Origin of the sequence: Flavobacterium sp. xlx-214, assembly GCF_013874595.1 — a bacterium.
Lineage (GTDB): Bacteria > Bacteroidota > Bacteroidia > Flavobacteriales > Flavobacteriaceae > Flavobacterium.
In genome coordinates this window covers 1,404,156-1,422,483 of sequence record NZ_CP059431.1, presented here as the reverse complement: position 1 = coordinate 1,422,483, position 18,328 = coordinate 1,404,156, and the positions used below count along the sequence as shown (strand labels likewise).

Sequence of the window (18,328 nt, the reverse complement as noted above, 5' to 3'; positions counted from 1 at the left end):
CAGCCTTGGTTTTGGATATTAACTATTGACTATTATAATTATTTTTTCACAATTTTAATAAATTGGCTGTTTTCTTTTGTTTTAACATTCAGCATATAAGTACCTGAACTTAAATCTGAAAAGTTTAACTGAACCGTTTCTTTATCAAATTGCTTGGTTAAAACCAATCTTCCATTTAAATCAAACACCGATACACTTGTTATGTTTTCTACATAACTTATTGTTAACACATCGTTTACTGGGTTTGGATAGTAATTTAATTTACTTAAATCAAAATCATTTACACCTAAAACAATTTGCACTTCTATTGGTGTTGGTAAACTTGGACAGCTGTTTGATCCTATTATAACTGCATAATAAGTTGTTTTATCTACCAATGGCATGTTTTGTGGTAATGGATTTACCCCTTTCATTGCATCGTCATATGTAGCATACCAAACAACATTTGGTTGATTCATTACTAGATTACTTATTTCAGGGAAATCTACATCTTTAAAAATTTGTGGGGTTACTCCTGTTGGGCTGTTTGGACGACTGTTAATCGTTACTTGAACTTGAGTTCTTCCTGATTCACATCCGCCTTGTGAACTGCTCACAAAATAAAAACCACTCTTTAAAACTTCTGTTGGTAATAACTCTGTTGTATTTGTTGCATTTGAGTACCATTTATACGTAGTACCTGTTGGTGCAACTATTGCCAAATTAGCAACCGTTGCCCCCTCACATAAGGTAAATGAACCAACTGATGGCGAACTGGTGTTTATTACACGAACTGCCACTGCTATTTTTACTGATAAACAATTATCTACACGCTGTGCCAAATAATAGGTACCACTAACTAATGGTGTATTTAATGCTAATGGACTTGTTGATGTAGCATTTGAATACCATTCTGCTGTAGCATTTGGTAAAATTTGAGCCACTAATTGCGCCACTGTACCACTACCGCAAATATTTTGAATACCTGCTGTTGGCGCTGGCACACTACCTTGTGCGGTTGCAACTATTTGAACACGTGCAGATTCACATCCATTGATCTTTTGTGACACATAATAGGTACCATTTACAACTGAATTTGTATTTGGTATTGGTGTTTGTGAACTTGCAGATGGATACCATACCAATTCTGAGCCTGGCAACTGATTTAAACTAACGTTTCCATAATTTATACTTCCACAAATAGATATTGTTTGAGCTGTTAATGCCGCTGGTGCACTACCTACACTTACCAATACCGCTACACGTCCTGATTCACATGATCCTAAAACTTGAGCCGCATAATACGTTGTATTATTTACCAAAGCCTGTGTTAATGGCAATGCTGTGGTTGATGTTACTGAACTATACCAGTTTATTTGTGACCCTGAAACACCACTTGCTTTTAAATCTGCTACTGTTCCTGTTCCGCAAGCAAACTGATTAAAAGCTGCTGTTGGTAAAGACAATGTAGTTATAGTAACATTAAATGGTATACGAACCGATTTACAATTATTTAAGACACTTTCTACATAGTAAGTACCCGTTTGTGAAATAGTATTTATTGGTATTTGGGTAGTTGTGTTGTTAAAAAACAACAAACTTCCACCATTAGGAACACCCGTTACAACTACATTACTTGTAGATGTAGCCTGGCAAAACACTTGATCTGCCACAACTGGTGCTGGTACACTAGTTACATTTACTGTTATAGCCTTAGTAGTAGAACAGCCATTTAATCCTGTTAAAACAGCATTATAAACTTGGTTCATATTAGCACTTGAAACTACATATACTTTTGTAGCTGATGATCCAGCTGTATAAGGTATTGTTGCTGCTGCATCTAAATACAAATTACTAGAAGGTGACCAAGTAACTGTTGATTGCCCTAATCCAAATCGTACATTTAATCGACTTGTGGTTGGAACTCCTATAGATGGATTTGCATTAGTAGCACTACTTGCACTCATTCCTACATTTACACCTGCTACAGTATGGTAGTATGTTTGCGCATTATTTCCACTTCCTGCCCCTTCTTGGGTTACCTCTACTAATATATTTGATTGTCCATCCCAATAAAATGGATTATCTAAAACTACCGTTTGTAATCCTTGGAAAATATGGGTATGATTCTCTTTTGAATAAACCGTTGATAAATTTCCTGATATAAAATTATTGGTTCCAAATGATGTATTATTAGTAGCCATCATCTTAATTGTATATCTTGGATTACTTAAACTTGCGCCTGAATCCAAGGTCTCAAATGATAAGTCTTTAATATATCCAGACCCCGTAATTCCTTGCGCCATTAACTCTGCCGCACTATAAATATATTGCTGTTTTGAATAAACCGCACTTTGTACAAATGCAGACACATTACTTGTTCCTGCTGTAGTAGTACGTGCTGTACCTACAGTTACATGAGGTGGTAAAGTCTCTAATACTTTTATCTCCTCTACTACATCTTTACATAAATCTATTGTACTTGGTAAGCTTATTAACGCTTCTGGTTTCTCACTAGCATAAACATAAACTTTCTTCTCAAATTCACAAATACCATTTGACTGGCTTGCTACTAAAGTATATTCTTGCTCTTGTGTTGTACTAAATGTCCAACCATTTACAGCATCGCCATTTACTCCTGTACTAGGACTCCAGGTAAAAGTATCATATCCTCCTAAATTGGTTACTACACGTACAGAACTAGATGCATTTCCATCACATGAACTTACCTTATCTGTTGATAAATCAAATAATGGCTTTGGCGCTACGGTTACTGGAATCTCTATTGCTGGTGATACACAACCTGCATCTCCTACAAATACCGTATTTGGACGACCACTAACTGTAACTGTGTTCCCACTTCCATTCACACCTCCAGTAACAACAGATAGAAAATCTGCAGCAGTTTTATTATCAGCATATGTAACTGTGGTCATACTTGATGAAGAGGAATGATATCTTAGAGCACCACTTCCTCCTGTACTTGACCCCCCAGAATTTACATTACTCCAGTTAGTTTGGACAACTATATTACTTACTCCATCCCAAACAAAAGGAGTTGTAAAAGTAAAAGTCTTCGTACCTACTGCGAATGTCTCTGATGCATTAGAATAAACCTGTGTTAAATTAGCATTAGCAACATGAGTAGTAGTTGCAACACTTTGGGTTGTAGTACCCATTGCTATACTAAAATCATTTCTTGTTGGTGTACCAACTGTAACCACATCAAATTCTAATGCTGTTACTGGGCCTGCTGTTAATCCTTTATCAGTTAATTCAGCGGCTGTAAATATAAACTGATGCTTATATCCTCCATAAGCATGATTAAGAAATGTATGATTACCTGTTGTTGTTAATATACCCTCTCCAATTAATATTGGCGTATTTGGGGATATTCTTTGACTACGTAACCAAAAGCTTCTGTTTTGTGTTACGTCATTTGGAGACACAAAATTAGGTCCTTCATACAAAGACGTCAAATCATCTTTTTTATCAAACCATGCTGCAACAGCGCTTGAATCTGCTAAAACTGCATTTAATTCTGCTTTTTGAGGTCCACATAAATCTAATGATGTAGTATATGATGTAAAATCAGGATAATCACATAAAGTTGTAAAGTCAATTACTTCGCTCCATTTACCATTATCTGATGAACTACAAATTGCACGTACAAAAACAAAATATTCAGTTGATGAAAGCAACCCCGTTACTTGAGCTACTGTAACCCCTGGCCCTGTAATTAAATTAGCTACTGCTCCAGGAGTACCTGGATCTCCAGATGTTCTAACTTCAACTTCGTACTGCACATTCATATTAAAATCATCTGTCCAAGAAAGATCAATACTGTTTTTTGATACTTTGTTAACAATTACATTTTTTTTATAAATAGGCTTACAAGTTGGTGCATCTTCATAATAAACATCATCAATATTAATATCTGAGCTAGCTGTTTCACCACTATACACTAGTCTAAATCCAAAATAATCATCTGTTGTTTTTGGAAAAACAACAGCATATTCCTTATATCCAACATGATCAACTTTTATTGTATCAATGACAGTAAAAGTAGCTACATCTGTATTTCCGTCAGAAGTAAACACTTCCAAATAATTACCATTCTTTGAATTTAATGGTATAACAGAGAATCTAACTTGTTTAACACCCTGTCCGTTACCCAAATTATCTGTTTCTGGAGAAATTAGTGCAACATTCTGTGATGAATTTGCAACATTATTTGTTCTATATAATCGATAAGAATTTCTAGGAGATTGAGCACTTGCTTTTTCAACATAGCCATATCCAGCACTTACAATATCATCTATATAACTCCAACAATGAGGAAAAACGGGGTTTGTTGAACTACCTGCTTCGATATTATCAAAACCTTCATAAAAATTTCCTGTAATAACATCGCATGGGGTTATAAAATCAGTATATTTTTTCCAATCAAAAAAAGGTCCTGTTGCTGAACATGAGTATTTAATATAAACAAAATATAAACTTGATACATTTAAATTATTTATTACAACGCTTGTTTGCCCTGCAGGTATTGTTACAGTAGGCACAGTATTGCCATTTGGCTCTGCCCCTGATGTTATATAAACGTCTATTGGAACACTTGATGGAGTTGTCAAATTAACTGTTGCTGTTGGCGCATTAATATTGGTAACATTTACTGTTCCCACAAATAAACATGAAGGAGGTGTAAAAGTATATGTTAAACCATTACTTGGCATTTTTTGAGTTGATGTAGCAACAGTATTAAATGCTTGTGTACTTGAGTTTGTAGTACCAGCTGTTGATGCATTAAAATTAACAGATGTTGCATTTGTTCTGTTGTTAAAATCAACATTTGTTGCACCACGCAAACCTATCTGAATAGTAGATGTGCTAGCTGTTGTGCCTACAAAAGCACTATTTGGTCCGTAAACTAATTCTATAACATTAGAGGTTTCCTTTAAACGAATTTGAAAATTCATCAAATTAATAGAAGTAGTTGATGTACTATATACTGGTCTTACATTTTTGTACTGCACAACAAAAATTCTATTAGGAGCAGCTCCTAATACTTCCCAACTAACACTGCTTTCAAACGAAGCGTCAAATGCTCCGTTAATATCTCTAGCCCATACTGCAACCGCTCCAGAATATGCAGTGCTAGCAGAGATTGGAGTATTACCAGAACTGGTTGTTGCTCCAAAAACCAAATACCCATTACTGTTTATATTGCATGAATTAACAGTTGATGTTCCAAAAACAAAATTAAAAGGTAAGTTTACATTCCAATTAGCAGTATCAAAACTCCCCACAATAGTATTAGCTGTTGCTGTTGCTAAAACTGTTTTATTACTTGATAATTCTTGATAAGTACTTTGACTTTGCAAAAATGAATATTGAGCAATTTGTCCAAAACCAAAAAAGGAAAATAATAAAGCTAAAAAAACTAAATAATTTCTTTGCATCTAAATAAAAAATTAAATATTAACTAAAATATTTTGTAAAGTTAGTTTTTTTAAATGTTAAAAAAACTAAAAACGGATAAATCAACTGTTTTTAACAAAAAAACAGTTGATTATTCATAAATAAAATTTCAAAAAGAAAAAAGACCTGTCATTTTATATTTTTTACAAAAAAAGCAGAAAAAAAACCGTGAAAATTGAAAAACACCCCAAATTCACAACATTTAATATCAATTATTAAAAAAATTAAACTAATATTTTTATTTATAATTTAAATTAAACTAAATAACATAGTTATTGTCAAAAGTTTAATAGAAATAAATCGTTTTTAATTCAACTTTATTAACTATTTTTAATAGAAAAAAATGAAATCATTGTATTATATTTTTCTTTTTATTGGGTTATCAAGTATGGCTCAAAAAAACAATTCACATGTTTTACTAGAAAAAATCATTTATAAAACAATCAAAGCATATCAAGCACGTGATGAAAAAACGTTAAATACTTTAACCAACAAAGATGTTGGTTTGATTTTTATTTTTAAACGTGGTGCGCATGATAATTTTTCCGACGAAAAGAATATCTCTTTTAAAGATCCTACTCCTGAATATCTACCTTATCCTCCTTTAAGTTACAATGCAACAAAACGTAAAATAAAATTTGAAAAATTACCCGATTTTGATTGCTCTACTGAAACATGGACTAAACCCTCAGGCATTTACTGCAATACTTTATTGCTTGATACTACTTTATCTGAAATTGTAGAAAGTACCCATAAATATCTGTATGAAATTCCAGAGAATAAAAGAAAAGAATACAAAGCGTTAGAACAAAAAAGTCATAAAGTTGTTGTGGTTGATGAAGAAAGTGAATTTGTGTTTTACGTAACATTTATAAAAAACCAATGGTATTTAACCATTATTGATCGATTTGAATCTTGCAGTGCTTAATAATTTTCAAACCAATAACTTTACATTCAAATACAAAAACTAACATTTAGCTAAATATTTGATTATAAATACATAAACTTTTTCTTTAATAGTTTTCGCAGTTTTGTGCAAACAATCAAAAGAAAATGAAAAAAATTACCAAATCTATTTTAGCAGCAGCTTTACTGCTTATTACATCTCAAACAAAAGCGCAAACACTTATACATTATTGGAATTTTAATGATGCAACATCTGTTCAAACCATTACAACTCCCAACACATCATTAGTACCAACAGCATCTATTTCTTATACATTAGCTACAACAACAGAATTAGCATATAACGCTGGAACAGGACAAGATTTTAACTTAAGTAATTTAAATGCACGTAATAGCGATGTTTCTGGAACTCACTTACGTTTTAATAACCCAATTGGAGGTACTTTAACGTTCAACGTACCAACAACGGGTTATGAAAACCCAATTGTAAAATTTACTACACGTCGATCTGGTTCAGGGGCGGGTACTCAAACTTGGTCTTATTCAACTGACGGTGTAACATATACTACTTTTCAAACAATCAACCCTGTTGATGGAGCACCTACTTTACAAACTTTAGATTTTTCGGCTATTACTGCTGCTGATAACAATGCTAATTTTAAAATAAAAGTTGAGTTTTCTCAAGGAACAGGTGGTACTGTTGGAAACAATCGTTTTGATAATTTCACTGTTGAAGGATACACGCCTGGAACTACTCCTGTTGCCACACCAAAAGTAAGCCTTGCAAAAAACTTTTTAGTTGTTAATGAAGATGCTGGTACTGTTACCTTAAACTTAAATGTACAAAATGCAGCAACAAGTACTGTAGATTTAGTAGTTAAACCAGCTCCGTTTAGTACTGCAAATGCAAATGATTTTACCTTACAAACACAAACTTTAACTATTGATGCTACTACAGGTAACACAAAATCAATAACAATTCCTATTATTGACGATACCAACCAAGAACAACAAGCTGAATATTTTGTATTGAGTTTAGAAAATGCAAATGGCTTAACACTTGAAGGTAATACATATGTTACGATATATATTAAAGACAACGATCGTTTAGCGCCTGTTCCAAGTAATGAAATTACATTAGACTACGTTGGAAGCTTTGATCCATCGGGTACAAATAGTAGCTCAACAGAAATTGTAGTACATGATCCGCAAACGCAACGCTTGTTTACAACAAGTGCTATTGCAGGCTTTTTAGATATTGTAGATTTCTCAAATCCACTTGCACCAACTACTATTACATCAATCAATATGGCTCCATATGGTGGTATTACTAGTGTTGCTGTAAAAAATGGTATTGTTGCAGTTGCATCGCCTAATGCAATCGAAACAAATAATGGATCAGTTGTGTTTTTTGATACCAATGGTGTTTATAAAGCACAAGTAACAGTTGGCGCATTACCTGATAATATCGTTTTTTCAAAAGATGGTACTAAAGTATTAACAGCAAATGAAGGTCAACCAAACTCTGATTATTCTGTAGACCCTGAAGGATCAGTATCTATAATTGATGTTAGTGGCGGTTTAAATGCTATTTTACAAACCAATGTTACCACTTTAGGCTTTACTGCTTTTAACAATCAAGAAGCACATTTAATTCAGCAAGGTGTTCGTAAAACAAAAAGTTCAAGCACATTATCACAAGATTTTGAACCAGAATACATCACTGTTAGTAACGATTCGCAAAAAGCATGGGTTACTTTACAAGAAAACAATGCTATTGCAGAAATTAACTTAGCAAACAAAACCATTACATCGGTTTGGGCTTTAGGCACAAAAGATATGAGCATTCCAGGAAATGGTTTTGATGCTTCTGATAACAATGGTGAAATTTTAATTGCTAACTGGCCAGTAGAAGCATATTACATTCCAGATGCTGTGGCTCATTATCAAGCAAACGGAGTAAATTATTTAATCACAGCTAACGAAGGTGATGAAAAAGAATACGATAATTTAGAAGAACGCGTTGCTGTAAACGCTACAACTTATGTGTTAGAACCTCTTTTGTTTCCAAACAGCGATGTTTTAAAACAAGCTCATAATTTAGGACGATTTAGAGCTACTAATTTAAATGGCGATTTAAACAATAACGGAGCTTTTGAAAAAATCAGAGCAGTAGGCACAAGATCGTTTTCTATTTTCAATGCAGATACTAAAGCATTGGTTTACGATAGTGGCGATGATTTTGAAATGTACACAGCAAAAAACTTCCCAACTATTTTTAATGCTGATCATGAATCAAATACTCCTAAAGCTAGAAGCCGTGCAAAAGGTCCAGAACCAGAAGGAGTAACAACAGCCATAATTGGAAACCAAACATTTGCTTTTATTGCTTTAGAACGTATAGGTGGTGTTATGGTTTACAATGTAACCGACCCTAATAATGTAACTTTTGTTGATTACAAAAACAACCGAAGCACATCTGCTTACACGGGCGATTTTGGTGCAGAAAGCATTATATATGTTGCACCACAAGATGCTCCTAACAACAAAGGTTATATTATTGTTGCTAACGAAATAAGCGGAACTCTTACAACATACGAAGTAAATACAACCAATTTATCAGAACCAGAGTTTGAACCAAATGAAGTAAAAACATTCAATGTGTTTCCAAATCCTACAAACGGAGAACTTGTTTACTTTAATAGAGAAGCCGATGTTACAGTTTATGATTTAAATGGTCGTATTATGCATCAAGCTAAAAAAGCTCAAACCTTAAATGTAGCTTCTTACCCTGCAGGAATCTATATTATTAAAACATCAGAAGGTTTGGTTCAAAAATTAGTTAAAAAATAAATATCCCAAAAAGTAAAAGAGGTTTGTAAATTACAAACCTCTTTTTAATATAAAATACCAATAAAAAAACCTTAACTATTTTTGTAGTTAAGGTTTTCTTTGTGCGGGTAAAAGGACTCGAACCTTCACACCTTGCGGCACCAGATCCTAAGTCTGGCGTGTCTACCAATTTCACCATACCCGCGGCACATTGCAAGAACTATCGCTCTTTTAAGACGTTGCAAATATACGAATGGAATTTTATTACACAACAAAAAATCATTAATTTTTTATCGTTATATTTGTTGTAACAACAAGAATTATTTAATTCATACAATGGAAATCATCAAAACTTACGTTCAACAAAATAAGGAACGTTTTATTAATGAGTTAATTGACTTATTAAAAATCCCTTCGGTTAGTGCCGATAGTGCTTATTCTCAGGACGTATTAAATACGGCTGATAAAGTAAAAGAATTTTTAGAAAAAGCAGGTTGCGATACAGTTGAAATTTGCGAAACACCAGGTTATCCTATTGTTTATGCAGAAAAGAACATCAATCCATCACTTCCTACTGTTTTGGTTTACGGTCATTATGACGTGCAACCGGCAGATCCAATTGATTTATGGGATTCACCTCCTTTTGAACCAGTAATTAAGAAAACCGAATTACACCCAGACGGAGCTATTTTTGCTCGTGGAGCTTGTGACGACAAAGGACAAATGTTCATGCACGTAAAAGCATTAGAATTAATGATGCAAACCAACACATTGCCTTGTAATGTTAAATTTATGATTGAAGGTGAAGAAGAAGTGGGTTCATCATCATTAGCATGGTTTGTTGAAAGAAATCAAGAAAAATTAAAAAACGATGTTATTTTAATTTCAGACACAGGCATGATTTCTAACACGCAACCATCAATTACAACTGGTTTACGTGGTTTAAGTTATGTTGAAGTTGAAGTTACAGGTCCAAATCGTGATTTACATTCTGGTTTATATGGCGGTGCTGTAGCAAACCCAATCAATGTACTTACTAAAATGATTGCATCGTTACACGATGAAAATAATAGAGTTACCATTCCTGGTTTTTATGATAAAGTAGAAGAATTATCAAAAGAAGAACGCGATGAAATGGCAAAACGCCCATTTTCTTTAGATGAATACAAAAAAGCTTTGGATATTGAAGATATTTATGGCGAAGCTGGTTATACAACTAATGAGCGTAATTCTATCCGTCCTACTTTAGATGTAAATGGTATTTGGGGTGGTTACACTGGCGAAGGTGCTAAAACAGTGATTGCTTCTAAAGCATTTGCAAAAATATCAATGCGTTTGGTTCCTAACCAAGATTGGGAAGAAATAACGCAACTTTTCAAAAAACACTTTGAGAGCATTGCTCCAAAATCAGTTAAAGTAGTAGTAAAACCACATCATGGTGGTCAAGGATACGTAACTCCAATTGATTCTATTGGCTATCAGGCAGCATCAAAAGCATATTCAGACACTTTTGGTGTAACACCTATTCCTGTTCGTTCAGGAGGAAGTATTCCTATTGTTGCTTTGTTTGAGAAAGAATTAAAATCGAAAACTATTATGATGGGCTTTGGTTTAGATTCTGATGCAATTCACTCACCAAACGAACATTTTGGTATTTTTAACTTCTTAAAAGGAATTGAAACAATACCTTTATTCTATAAGTATTTTACAGAAATGTCTAAATAAAAAAGTTCTTTCCGATTTCAGTAAAAAGCTTACATAAAAAGCCCTCACTAGTTTACAAAAACAGTGAGGGCTTTTCTTTTAATGTAGCAATGATATTTTAATTACATTTGAGAATAATTAAATCCATCTTTTATGGAAAATAACCAAAAAATAGACGAACTGATCAAACGATTAGAAGAACTTTCAAGAAAACAAGAATTCTTTGGAAGAGAAATAAACAATCTTCGTTCGGAAATTCAGTCTTTAAAATTAAATCAATCCAGCACTCAAATAAAAGATCATTCTAAAATAACCGAAGTAAAAACGGAAGTTTCAGAACAAATTATTCCTATTTCAGAATCAAAAATTTTGATTGAGGAACCTATTATTCCAAAGGTTGAAACTCCTAAAAAACCAAAACAACCTTCTGATTTAGAAAAAATAATTGGAGAAAGTTGGCTAAACAAAATTGGTATTTTAGGAATTATTATTGGCGTTACCATTTTAGGAAAATACTCAATTGACAATAATCTAATAAGTCCGCTTACAAGAATTATTTTAGGTTATGTTATGGGAATAGGGCTATTAGGTTTCGCAATAAAACTCAAAGAAAAATTTGAAAGTTACAGTGCGGTTTTAGTAAGTGGTGCTATGGCTATTTTTTACTTTATAACCTATTTTGCCTACTCTTTTTACGGATTAATCCCACAACTCGTTGCTTTTGCGCTGATGGTGATTTTTACGATTTTTACCGTTTTTGCCGCTCTCAAATACAACCGTGTAGTTATCTCAATTATTGGCTTGGTTGGTGCGTATGCTGTTCCTTTTTTACTTTCAAACAATTCAGGAAATGTTAATACGTTATTTACATACATCTCTATTATAAATTTCGGAATTTTAGTTGTTTCCATTAAAAAATACTGGAAATATTTATACTATGTTTCGTTTACTTTTACTTGGATCATTTACGCTTTTTGGTACTTTGATTCGTATTATTTAGATGAACCAAAAATTAAAATCACAGGACTTGTTTTTGCAACCATTTTCTTTTTGATGTTCTATGCAGTTGCTATTACCAACCGAATAATTCAAAAAGAAAAATTAGTAAAACCAGACATTATTCTGTTGCTTTTAAACTCGTTCATCTATTTTGGATTAGGTTACGGAATTTTACAAGAAGGAAACACAGCTGCTTATTTAGGGTTGTTTACGTTAATAAATGCTCTAATACATTTTGGCGTAGGATATATCATTAGAACAAAAAAAATAACCGATCAAAATTTACTTTATCTGGTTATTGGATTGGTTTTTACTTTTATTACAATAGCTATTCCCGTTCAACTAAACGGAAATTGGGTTACGCTTTCCTGGATTGCTTTGTCTGTTTTATTGTTTTGGATTGGAAGAACAAAAAAGGTGGTTACATACGAGAAAATTTCCTATGTAATTATGTTTTTGTCATTTGTTAGTTTAATTCACGATTGGGAAAGTCTTGATTTTCACAAAATAAAACCGTTTTTAAACATCAGTTTTCTAACATCAATTTTAGTAATGCTTGGTTTTGGATATATTGTTTACTTAGACAGAAAAAAAGAATTTTACACATCTGAAAATCAAAACAGAGCAACAAGTGTAATGAATATAACGCTTCCTATTATATTAGTACTTGTAAGCTATTTTACGTTTAGCATTGAAATAAACATGTATTTTGAAAATTGGTTTGCCAACACTTCATTTAAAGGTACAATGCCAGAAAATGGGCATACGGCAAATACAATGTATAATTATAATATTCTTTCATTAAAAACAATTACTCTTATTGGATACTCGGTTTTATTTTTCGCCGTATTATCTTTTCTTAATATTTTAAAAATTAAAAATAAAACACTAGGAGTTACAGCAATTATTTTCACTTTAATTTCTTTTGTTGCAGCTCAAACAGGTGGTTTGTATGTTTTAGGAGAACTTCGTGAAGCTTATATTGACAGAGATTTAAACAAATATTACCAAATTGGTTTTGGTAACGTTTTAATAAGGTATTTACTGTTTGCTATTATCGCCCTTGCAATTTACACGCTGTTTAAATACATTAAACAAGATTTTATGCAATCGCTCAAAAAAAATCTAAAATTTATTGCAGAATTTGCTTTGTATGTTTCGATTTTGTGTTTTTTGAGTAACGAACTTATAACTTGGCTAGATTTAGCAGGAAACAAAAGCGTTTTTAAATTAGGATTGAGTATTTTGTGGGGAGTTTATGCTTTGATTTTGATCTATATTGGAATTTTTAAGCGAAGAAAATATTTAAGAATTGCAGCAATTATACTTTTTGCCATAACGCTTTTAAAACTACTTTTTTACGATGTTGCAGGCATGAATACGCTTTCTAAAATCATTGTTTTTATTAGCTTGGGTATTTTATTGTTGATTATTTCGTTTTTGTACAACAAATTTAAAGACAAAATTACTGAGGATGAAAAAGTTAATTAAATACCTATTTATTGGTTGCTTTGTAGGATTTTCCATTAGCGGATTTTCTCAAGAAGGTTATTCGTATAAACGAAAAATAGAGGTTAAAAAGACTTCAGTAGAATTGAATTCCATCGAAATTCCTGATGAAATGTATGGTAAAATAAAAACCAATTTATCAGACATTCGCATTTTTGGTTTTAAAAACAAGGATACGGTTGAAGTTCGTTATACCCTTCATAAAAATCCTGATTTTGAATTTGACACAAGAAAAGCACTGAAAATAATCAATCAATCTGTTGCTGAAAAAAGAAGTTATTTTACCGTTCAAGCTCCTAACGAAACCATAAATCAGTTAAGCTTACATTTTCAAAATGAAAATTTTGATTGGAAAATTAATTTAGAAGGAAGCAACGATCAAAACCAGTGGTTTACTATTTTGAAAGATTACAGAATTCTTGCTATTCATAATTCTGAAACAAATTATCGTTTTGAAGATTTGTTTTTTACCAATTCAAAATACAAATATTACAGAATTTCTGTTGATACAAAACAGCAACCTCACATTTTAAGCGTACATTCAAATCATTCTCAATCAAAAGACAGTCTTAAATTTAAAACGGTTACGGTTGATCAATTTTCAGCAAAAACAGATAAAAAAAACAAGATTACAACAATTACTGTCTCGTTAAAACAACCTTTACCAGTTTATGCTGTTTCTGTAAACACCAATAAAAAATTTGATTATAACAGAAATGTTACGGTAGAATACCTACAAAACATTACCAAAACCGAAAAAGGAATTATAAAGCATTATTCATATTTTTCATCGGGTATTTTATCATCAGAACATCCTACAGATTTGACTTTCTTGGGTGAAGATTTACAGTTTATCAAAGATTTTAAAATAACAATAAACAATAAAGATAATCAACCTTTGGAAATGCATTCTATTGAATTAAAAACGCTATCATTTAACCTGCTTTTTTCAATTGATGATTACGATTGGGATTATTACTTATATTATGGTAATAAAAATAGTTTTGCCCCTTCTTATGATGCTAATTATTCTAGTAGTGCAACGAAAAATACAGTTTCAATTTCAAAGGAAATTCAAATTAATAAAAAAGAAGAAATACAACAAGAATCTTTATTTGAAAACAAACTTTGGCTTTGGGGAATAATGATTTTAATTATTGGTATTTTAGGATATTTCAGTATGAAAATGATATACAAAAAGGAATAAGAATAAAAAAGCCACTTCAATTGAAGTGGCTTTTTTTATATAACTTAATTAATTATTTTGCAGCTTGTACAGTATCTTTAGCAACAGCAGTTGTATCTGTAGCAACAGTTGTTGCAGCTTTTGCCAATGTATCAACTTTTACAATTGGACGCTCTGAAGTAACCGTTTCTTCTTCAACAATTTGAGTTGTGTTTTTTTGTGGTTCAGCTTGAAAAACTGAATTTTTACAACTTCTGTATAAAAAGAAAATCAACACAATTCCCAACATTAAAGGAATTAAACTAAACTTAAATGAATTTCCGCTTGTGTCTTTACCGTTATTACTCATGATATGTATACTTTTTAATTATCTATTTTAGAAAACGTTGCAAATATACTATCTTTTTTCATCTTAATCATTTCCTTGCTTGTAAATTTTTAATATAAAATCAACAAAAAAGCAGTGCCAAAATTAGCACTGCTTTCATCAATAAGTATTTTTTGTTTAATTTCTAACACTTACTGCAACTTTTCTATCTGTTACACGTAACTCTTCTGATGCGTCTGCTGGGTGTTTTGCAAATTCAGATCCATATCCTTCTGCACCAACAACTTGTTTTCCTAATCCTTTTGATTCTAAGAACTTCTTAACAGCAAGCGCTCTTTCATTAGACAACTTTTTATTATGATCTTCGTTTCCTGTTTTATCGGTATATCCACCAATTTTGATTTTAACTTCAGGAAAAGCAGCCAAAATTTTAGCAATATTATCTAATTGCACTTGTGATTCTGGTAAAACGTTTGCGGTATTAATTTCAAAATTCAAGTTATCAAAATCAAACCAAATTTCTTTTAACTGATCTTCGGTCATTGTTTTGTATTCTCCTTTATTTAAGAAAGTGACCAATTTATCTTCAATACCATCGGTATAAGCATTAAATTTAACCTGATCATTAACAACAACTTCCTTAGTTACACGCGTAGTGGTTGTGGTGGTAGTTGTTGTAGCATCGTTAGGTGTTCCGCTTAATGTATCGGTAGTTGTAACGGTTTCTTTAACTTCTGTTTTCTTGTTACATCCTCTGTACAAAAAGAAAACCAAAACAATACCTAACAATAAAGGAATTAAAAGGTATTTAAACCAACCTCCGCCTCCGTTGTCATTTGAAGGACTGGTATAAGGCGATTCATTTGTTTTAAACTGATCTTTTTCGTTATGATTTACAACTTCGTTAATTTTTGCATCTGCATGTTCACGTTCTTCTCTATGACCAATAATTGGCTCGTTTACAGCTGTACTTATTAAACCTAAAGAGCCTAAACTAGCTGGTAACAATCCTTTTAAAGATCCTAAATTGGTAGTTAATAGGTTTTTTATTGATGAAAAATCTAAATTGAAATCTAGACTTTTGAAATAATCCAAAATACCTAAAAATGCGGTTCTTAAAACAGATGTTGTTGATGTTTCTGAAATATTAGCATAATTAGAAATTGAAGAAACAAATTGTTGTTTATCAGTTCCTAGAAAATTATCTAGAATATCACCAAACTTGTCCAATTTAAAATCATAATCTCCATTGGCATCTTTAAAAACATTTTGAATTTGAGAAAAAACACCTCCTAATAAAGCATCGCTTTTATTGTTCATTTTTAAAAGAAGTGCCGGAATTGCAGCGTCAAAAGCCTTACTAATGTTTGCTTCGGTTTCATTAGTTCCTATTCCTAGATTTGAAATAAAGGTAGGAGAAATGAATTGTTTGATTTGATTTACTAAAGAATTTTCCATAACAATTAAATTTTATGCTACTAAAATTACATTTAATTATTAATATAACAAAGTATTAAGATTTATTATTTTTTTCTTGAATCCACAAACTCATGTATTTAGAGGCTTGAAAACTATTTTGCCACAATATCTTTTGCACAAATAAATCGCTTCTAAAAGCTTGACAATCTTTTAAAATCTGCTGAACTTGTATTCCTAAAACAGTATCCCATTTGTTTTTTGAAAAGTTTTCATTGATAATAGTTCTGCCTTTTTCAACAGAAGCATCCCAAACTTCAGCAGATGTATACAAAGCACAAGCACTTTTAATAAAATCTGTTTCGTTATCTGCAATAAAACCTCCCCAATCATCAACTGCAATACCTTCACTACCCACTGCAAAAGTTACACTAGGCAATTTATTTTTAAAACCGTCTATAAACTTACCCTTTAACCCAGCACCAAAAGGAATTGGCGCAATTAAAACCTTGTATTGTTGCATGGTTACATTTACATTTTCACATTTTCCTTTAATGTAAAAATCTTCTTTGGCATTATGCAGCTGTAAAACTTTTGCAGGCGCATAAGCACCATAAATATGTAGCGCAGCTTTAGGTAATTGCTTTTTTATTTGAGGCCACATTTTTTTTAACTGAAGAACCGTTGCATAGTTTGGCTCGTGAATAAAGTTTCCTATAAACATAAAATGTTCGCGATTAGAAAAAGAAGGTAATTTTTCAAAATCATCAAAACTTAATTCATCCTCAATAAAAGGTACATAAAGTAATTGCTTTTTTGGGATATTAAAATGATGAATCAGCAAATCATATTCCCATTTTGAGATAATAATAGAAAGATCGCATCTATAAATAGCCGACAACTCTCTGTAACAATCAGCTGTATCGTAGTTTACCTCTTCTCCGCTTTTAAAAGATGTTGTTCTTGCTTTGCGCACAAAATGTAAATCTTCGGTATCTAAAACGGTTACAACATCAGGGCACGATTGTTTTACACGCCAACCGTATTGCTCCTCAATCATAAATCGGTCGTACATTACAATTTTAGGTTGTAAAGCTGTTACAAAATCATCAAAAGAAGCATCGTTTAAAACAATAGCATGCTTCTTTACCCCCATTTCTTCTAAAGGATAAGAACTTTCTGATTTTGACGCAGCACAAGCAAAATGTACATCGTTACTTATTAATTGCAATTGCTCTATTAACTGCAACATGCGCCAACCCGCTGCTGATGATGTGGGTTCTGGCCACACTAAACCTATTATTAAAATACGTGGATTCATAATGCAAATGTCTAAGTATTTTTTGTTAGTTTCAAACTCCGTATTATTATTTGTAAATTTGCATAAATTTTTGGTATATGTTAGGACTTAAATTATTAACCGACCCACGTTGGGCAAATATTGCCGAAGGAAATTTAGAGGAAATTTTAACCGATCATGCTTGGTGCGAGCAAAAAGCAGCCACCAATGCAATCACCATAATTACGTATAATTCTGAACACGAAGATTTAGTAACATCAATGACCGAAATTGCCATTGAAGAAATGGAGCATTTTAAAATGGTGCACGATATTATTAAAGAACGTGGCTATACTTTGGGCAGAGAACGTAAAGACGATTACGTAAACCAGTTGTTTAGATTTATGAAGAAAGATGGTTCTAGAAACGATGCTTTTATAGACCGTTTGCTTTTTGCTGCTATGATTGAAGCCAGAAGTTGCGAACGTTTTAGAGTGCTTTCTGAAAACATTAAAGACGAAGAATTAGCTAAGTTTTATAGAGATTTGATGATTTCTGAAGCAGGGCATTATACTACTTTTCTAAAATTTGCAAAAAAGTATTCAGAAAAAGTGAATGTAGACAAACGTTGGAAAGAATGGCTTGATTTTGAAGGGCAATTAATTCAAAATTACGGTACAAAAGAAACCGTTCACGGATAAAAAAACAC

At 32.2% G+C, this 18,328-nt stretch carries 10 protein-coding genes and 1 tRNA gene; 6 read left to right on the top strand and 5 right to left on the bottom strand.

Annotated elements, in window-relative coordinates:
- Positions 1-38 precede the first annotated feature (38 nt).
- A complete protein-coding gene (locus tag H1R17_RS06725) occupies positions 39-5,441 on the bottom strand; it encodes a T9SS type A sorting domain-containing protein (protein ID WP_181729256.1) in 5,403 nt (1,800 codons plus the stop codon).
- 362 nt (positions 5,442-5,803) lie between these two features.
- On the opposite strand from H1R17_RS06725, the gene H1R17_RS06720 reads away from it, so the two are divergent.
- Entirely contained in the window at positions 5,804-6,388 is a 585-nt protein-coding gene (locus H1R17_RS06720; RefSeq protein ID WP_163432219.1) for a hypothetical protein, read from the top strand.
- A gap of 125 nt (positions 6,389-6,513) precedes the next feature.
- Positions 6,514-9,219 (top strand): choice-of-anchor I family protein, encoded by a 2,706-nt coding sequence (locus H1R17_RS06715; RefSeq protein ID WP_163432218.1) that lies wholly within the window; start codon positions 6,514-6,516, stop codon positions 9,217-9,219.
- A gap of 102 nt (positions 9,220-9,321) precedes the next feature.
- Here H1R17_RS06715 and H1R17_RS06710 read toward each other — a convergent pair.
- Positions 9,322-9,403: transfer RNA gene (locus tag H1R17_RS06710), tRNA-Leu, on the bottom strand.
- A gap of 131 nt (positions 9,404-9,534) precedes the next feature.
- Here H1R17_RS06710 and H1R17_RS06705 point away from each other — a divergent pair.
- The 3 genes from H1R17_RS06705 to H1R17_RS06695 all read left to right on the top strand — a co-directional run bounded on the left by H1R17_RS06705 (position 9,535) and on the right by H1R17_RS06695 (position 14,617).
- Positions 9,535-10,923, top strand: a complete 1,389-nt coding sequence (locus H1R17_RS06705; RefSeq protein ID WP_163432217.1) for a dipeptidase — start codon at positions 9,535-9,537, stop codon at positions 10,921-10,923.
- 132 nt (positions 10,924-11,055) lie between these two features.
- Positions 11,056-13,392, top strand: a complete 2,337-nt coding sequence (locus H1R17_RS06700) for a DUF2339 domain-containing protein (protein ID WP_163432216.1) — start codon at positions 11,056-11,058, stop codon at positions 13,390-13,392.
- Positions 13,376-14,617, top strand: coding sequence for a DUF3999 family protein (locus tag H1R17_RS06695; RefSeq protein WP_163432215.1), 1,242 nt, complete (start codon positions 13,376-13,378; stop codon positions 14,615-14,617). The genes H1R17_RS06700 and H1R17_RS06695 overlap by 17 nt, the downstream gene beginning before the upstream one ends.
- Before the next feature lie 52 nt (positions 14,618-14,669).
- Here the strand turns inward: H1R17_RS06695 and H1R17_RS06690 are convergent, their stop codons facing one another.
- The 3 genes from H1R17_RS06690 to H1R17_RS06680 all read right to left on the bottom strand — a co-directional run bounded on the left by H1R17_RS06690 (position 14,670) and on the right by H1R17_RS06680 (position 17,661).
- Positions 14,670-14,945: a hypothetical protein gene (locus H1R17_RS06690; RefSeq protein WP_163432214.1), complete on the bottom strand. Its 276-nt coding sequence runs from the start codon at positions 14,943-14,945 to the stop codon at positions 14,670-14,672.
- A 156-nt stretch (positions 14,946-15,101) separates the two neighbouring features.
- Positions 15,102-16,382, bottom strand: a complete 1,281-nt coding sequence (locus tag H1R17_RS06685; protein ID WP_163432213.1) for an OmpA family protein — start codon at positions 16,380-16,382, stop codon at positions 15,102-15,104.
- A gap of 55 nt (positions 16,383-16,437) precedes the next feature.
- Complete coding sequence (locus tag H1R17_RS06680) at positions 16,438-17,661, bottom strand: glycosyltransferase (protein WP_163432212.1); 1,224 nt, start codon at positions 17,659-17,661, stop codon at positions 16,438-16,440.
- A gap of 77 nt (positions 17,662-17,738) precedes the next feature.
- Here H1R17_RS06680 and H1R17_RS06675 point away from each other — a divergent pair, with 77 nt between their 5' ends.
- On the top strand, positions 17,739-18,320 hold the full coding sequence (locus tag H1R17_RS06675; protein ID WP_163432211.1) for a tRNA-(ms[2]io[6]A)-hydroxylase: 582 nt from the start codon (positions 17,739-17,741) through the stop codon (positions 18,318-18,320).
- Positions 18,321-18,328: the final 8 nt, after the last annotated feature.

Coding starts and splice junctions, on each gene's coding strand:
- H1R17_RS06725 (WP_181729256.1), bottom strand. CDS start 5,441: ATGCAAAGAAATTATTTAGTTTTTTTAGCTTTATTATTTTCCTTTTTT.
- H1R17_RS06720 (WP_163432219.1), top strand. CDS start 5,804: ATGAAATCATTGTATTATATTTTTCTTTTTATTGGGTTATCAAGTATG.
- H1R17_RS06715 (WP_163432218.1), top strand. CDS start 6,514: ATGAAAAAAATTACCAAATCTATTTTAGCAGCAGCTTTACTGCTTATT.
- H1R17_RS06705 (WP_163432217.1), top strand. CDS start 9,535: ATGGAAATCATCAAAACTTACGTTCAACAAAATAAGGAACGTTTTATT.
- H1R17_RS06700 (WP_163432216.1), top strand. CDS start 11,056: ATGGAAAATAACCAAAAAATAGACGAACTGATCAAACGATTAGAAGAA.
- H1R17_RS06695 (WP_163432215.1), top strand. CDS start 13,376: ATGAAAAAGTTAATTAAATACCTATTTATTGGTTGCTTTGTAGGATTT.
- H1R17_RS06690 (WP_163432214.1), bottom strand. CDS start 14,945: ATGAGTAATAACGGTAAAGACACAAGCGGAAATTCATTTAAGTTTAGT.
- H1R17_RS06685 (WP_163432213.1), bottom strand. CDS start 16,382: ATGGAAAATTCTTTAGTAAATCAAATCAAACAATTCATTTCTCCTACC.
- H1R17_RS06680 (WP_163432212.1), bottom strand. CDS start 17,661: ATGAATCCACGTATTTTAATAATAGGTTTAGTGTGGCCAGAACCCACA.
- H1R17_RS06675 (WP_163432211.1), top strand. CDS start 17,739: ATGTTAGGACTTAAATTATTAACCGACCCACGTTGGGCAAATATTGCC.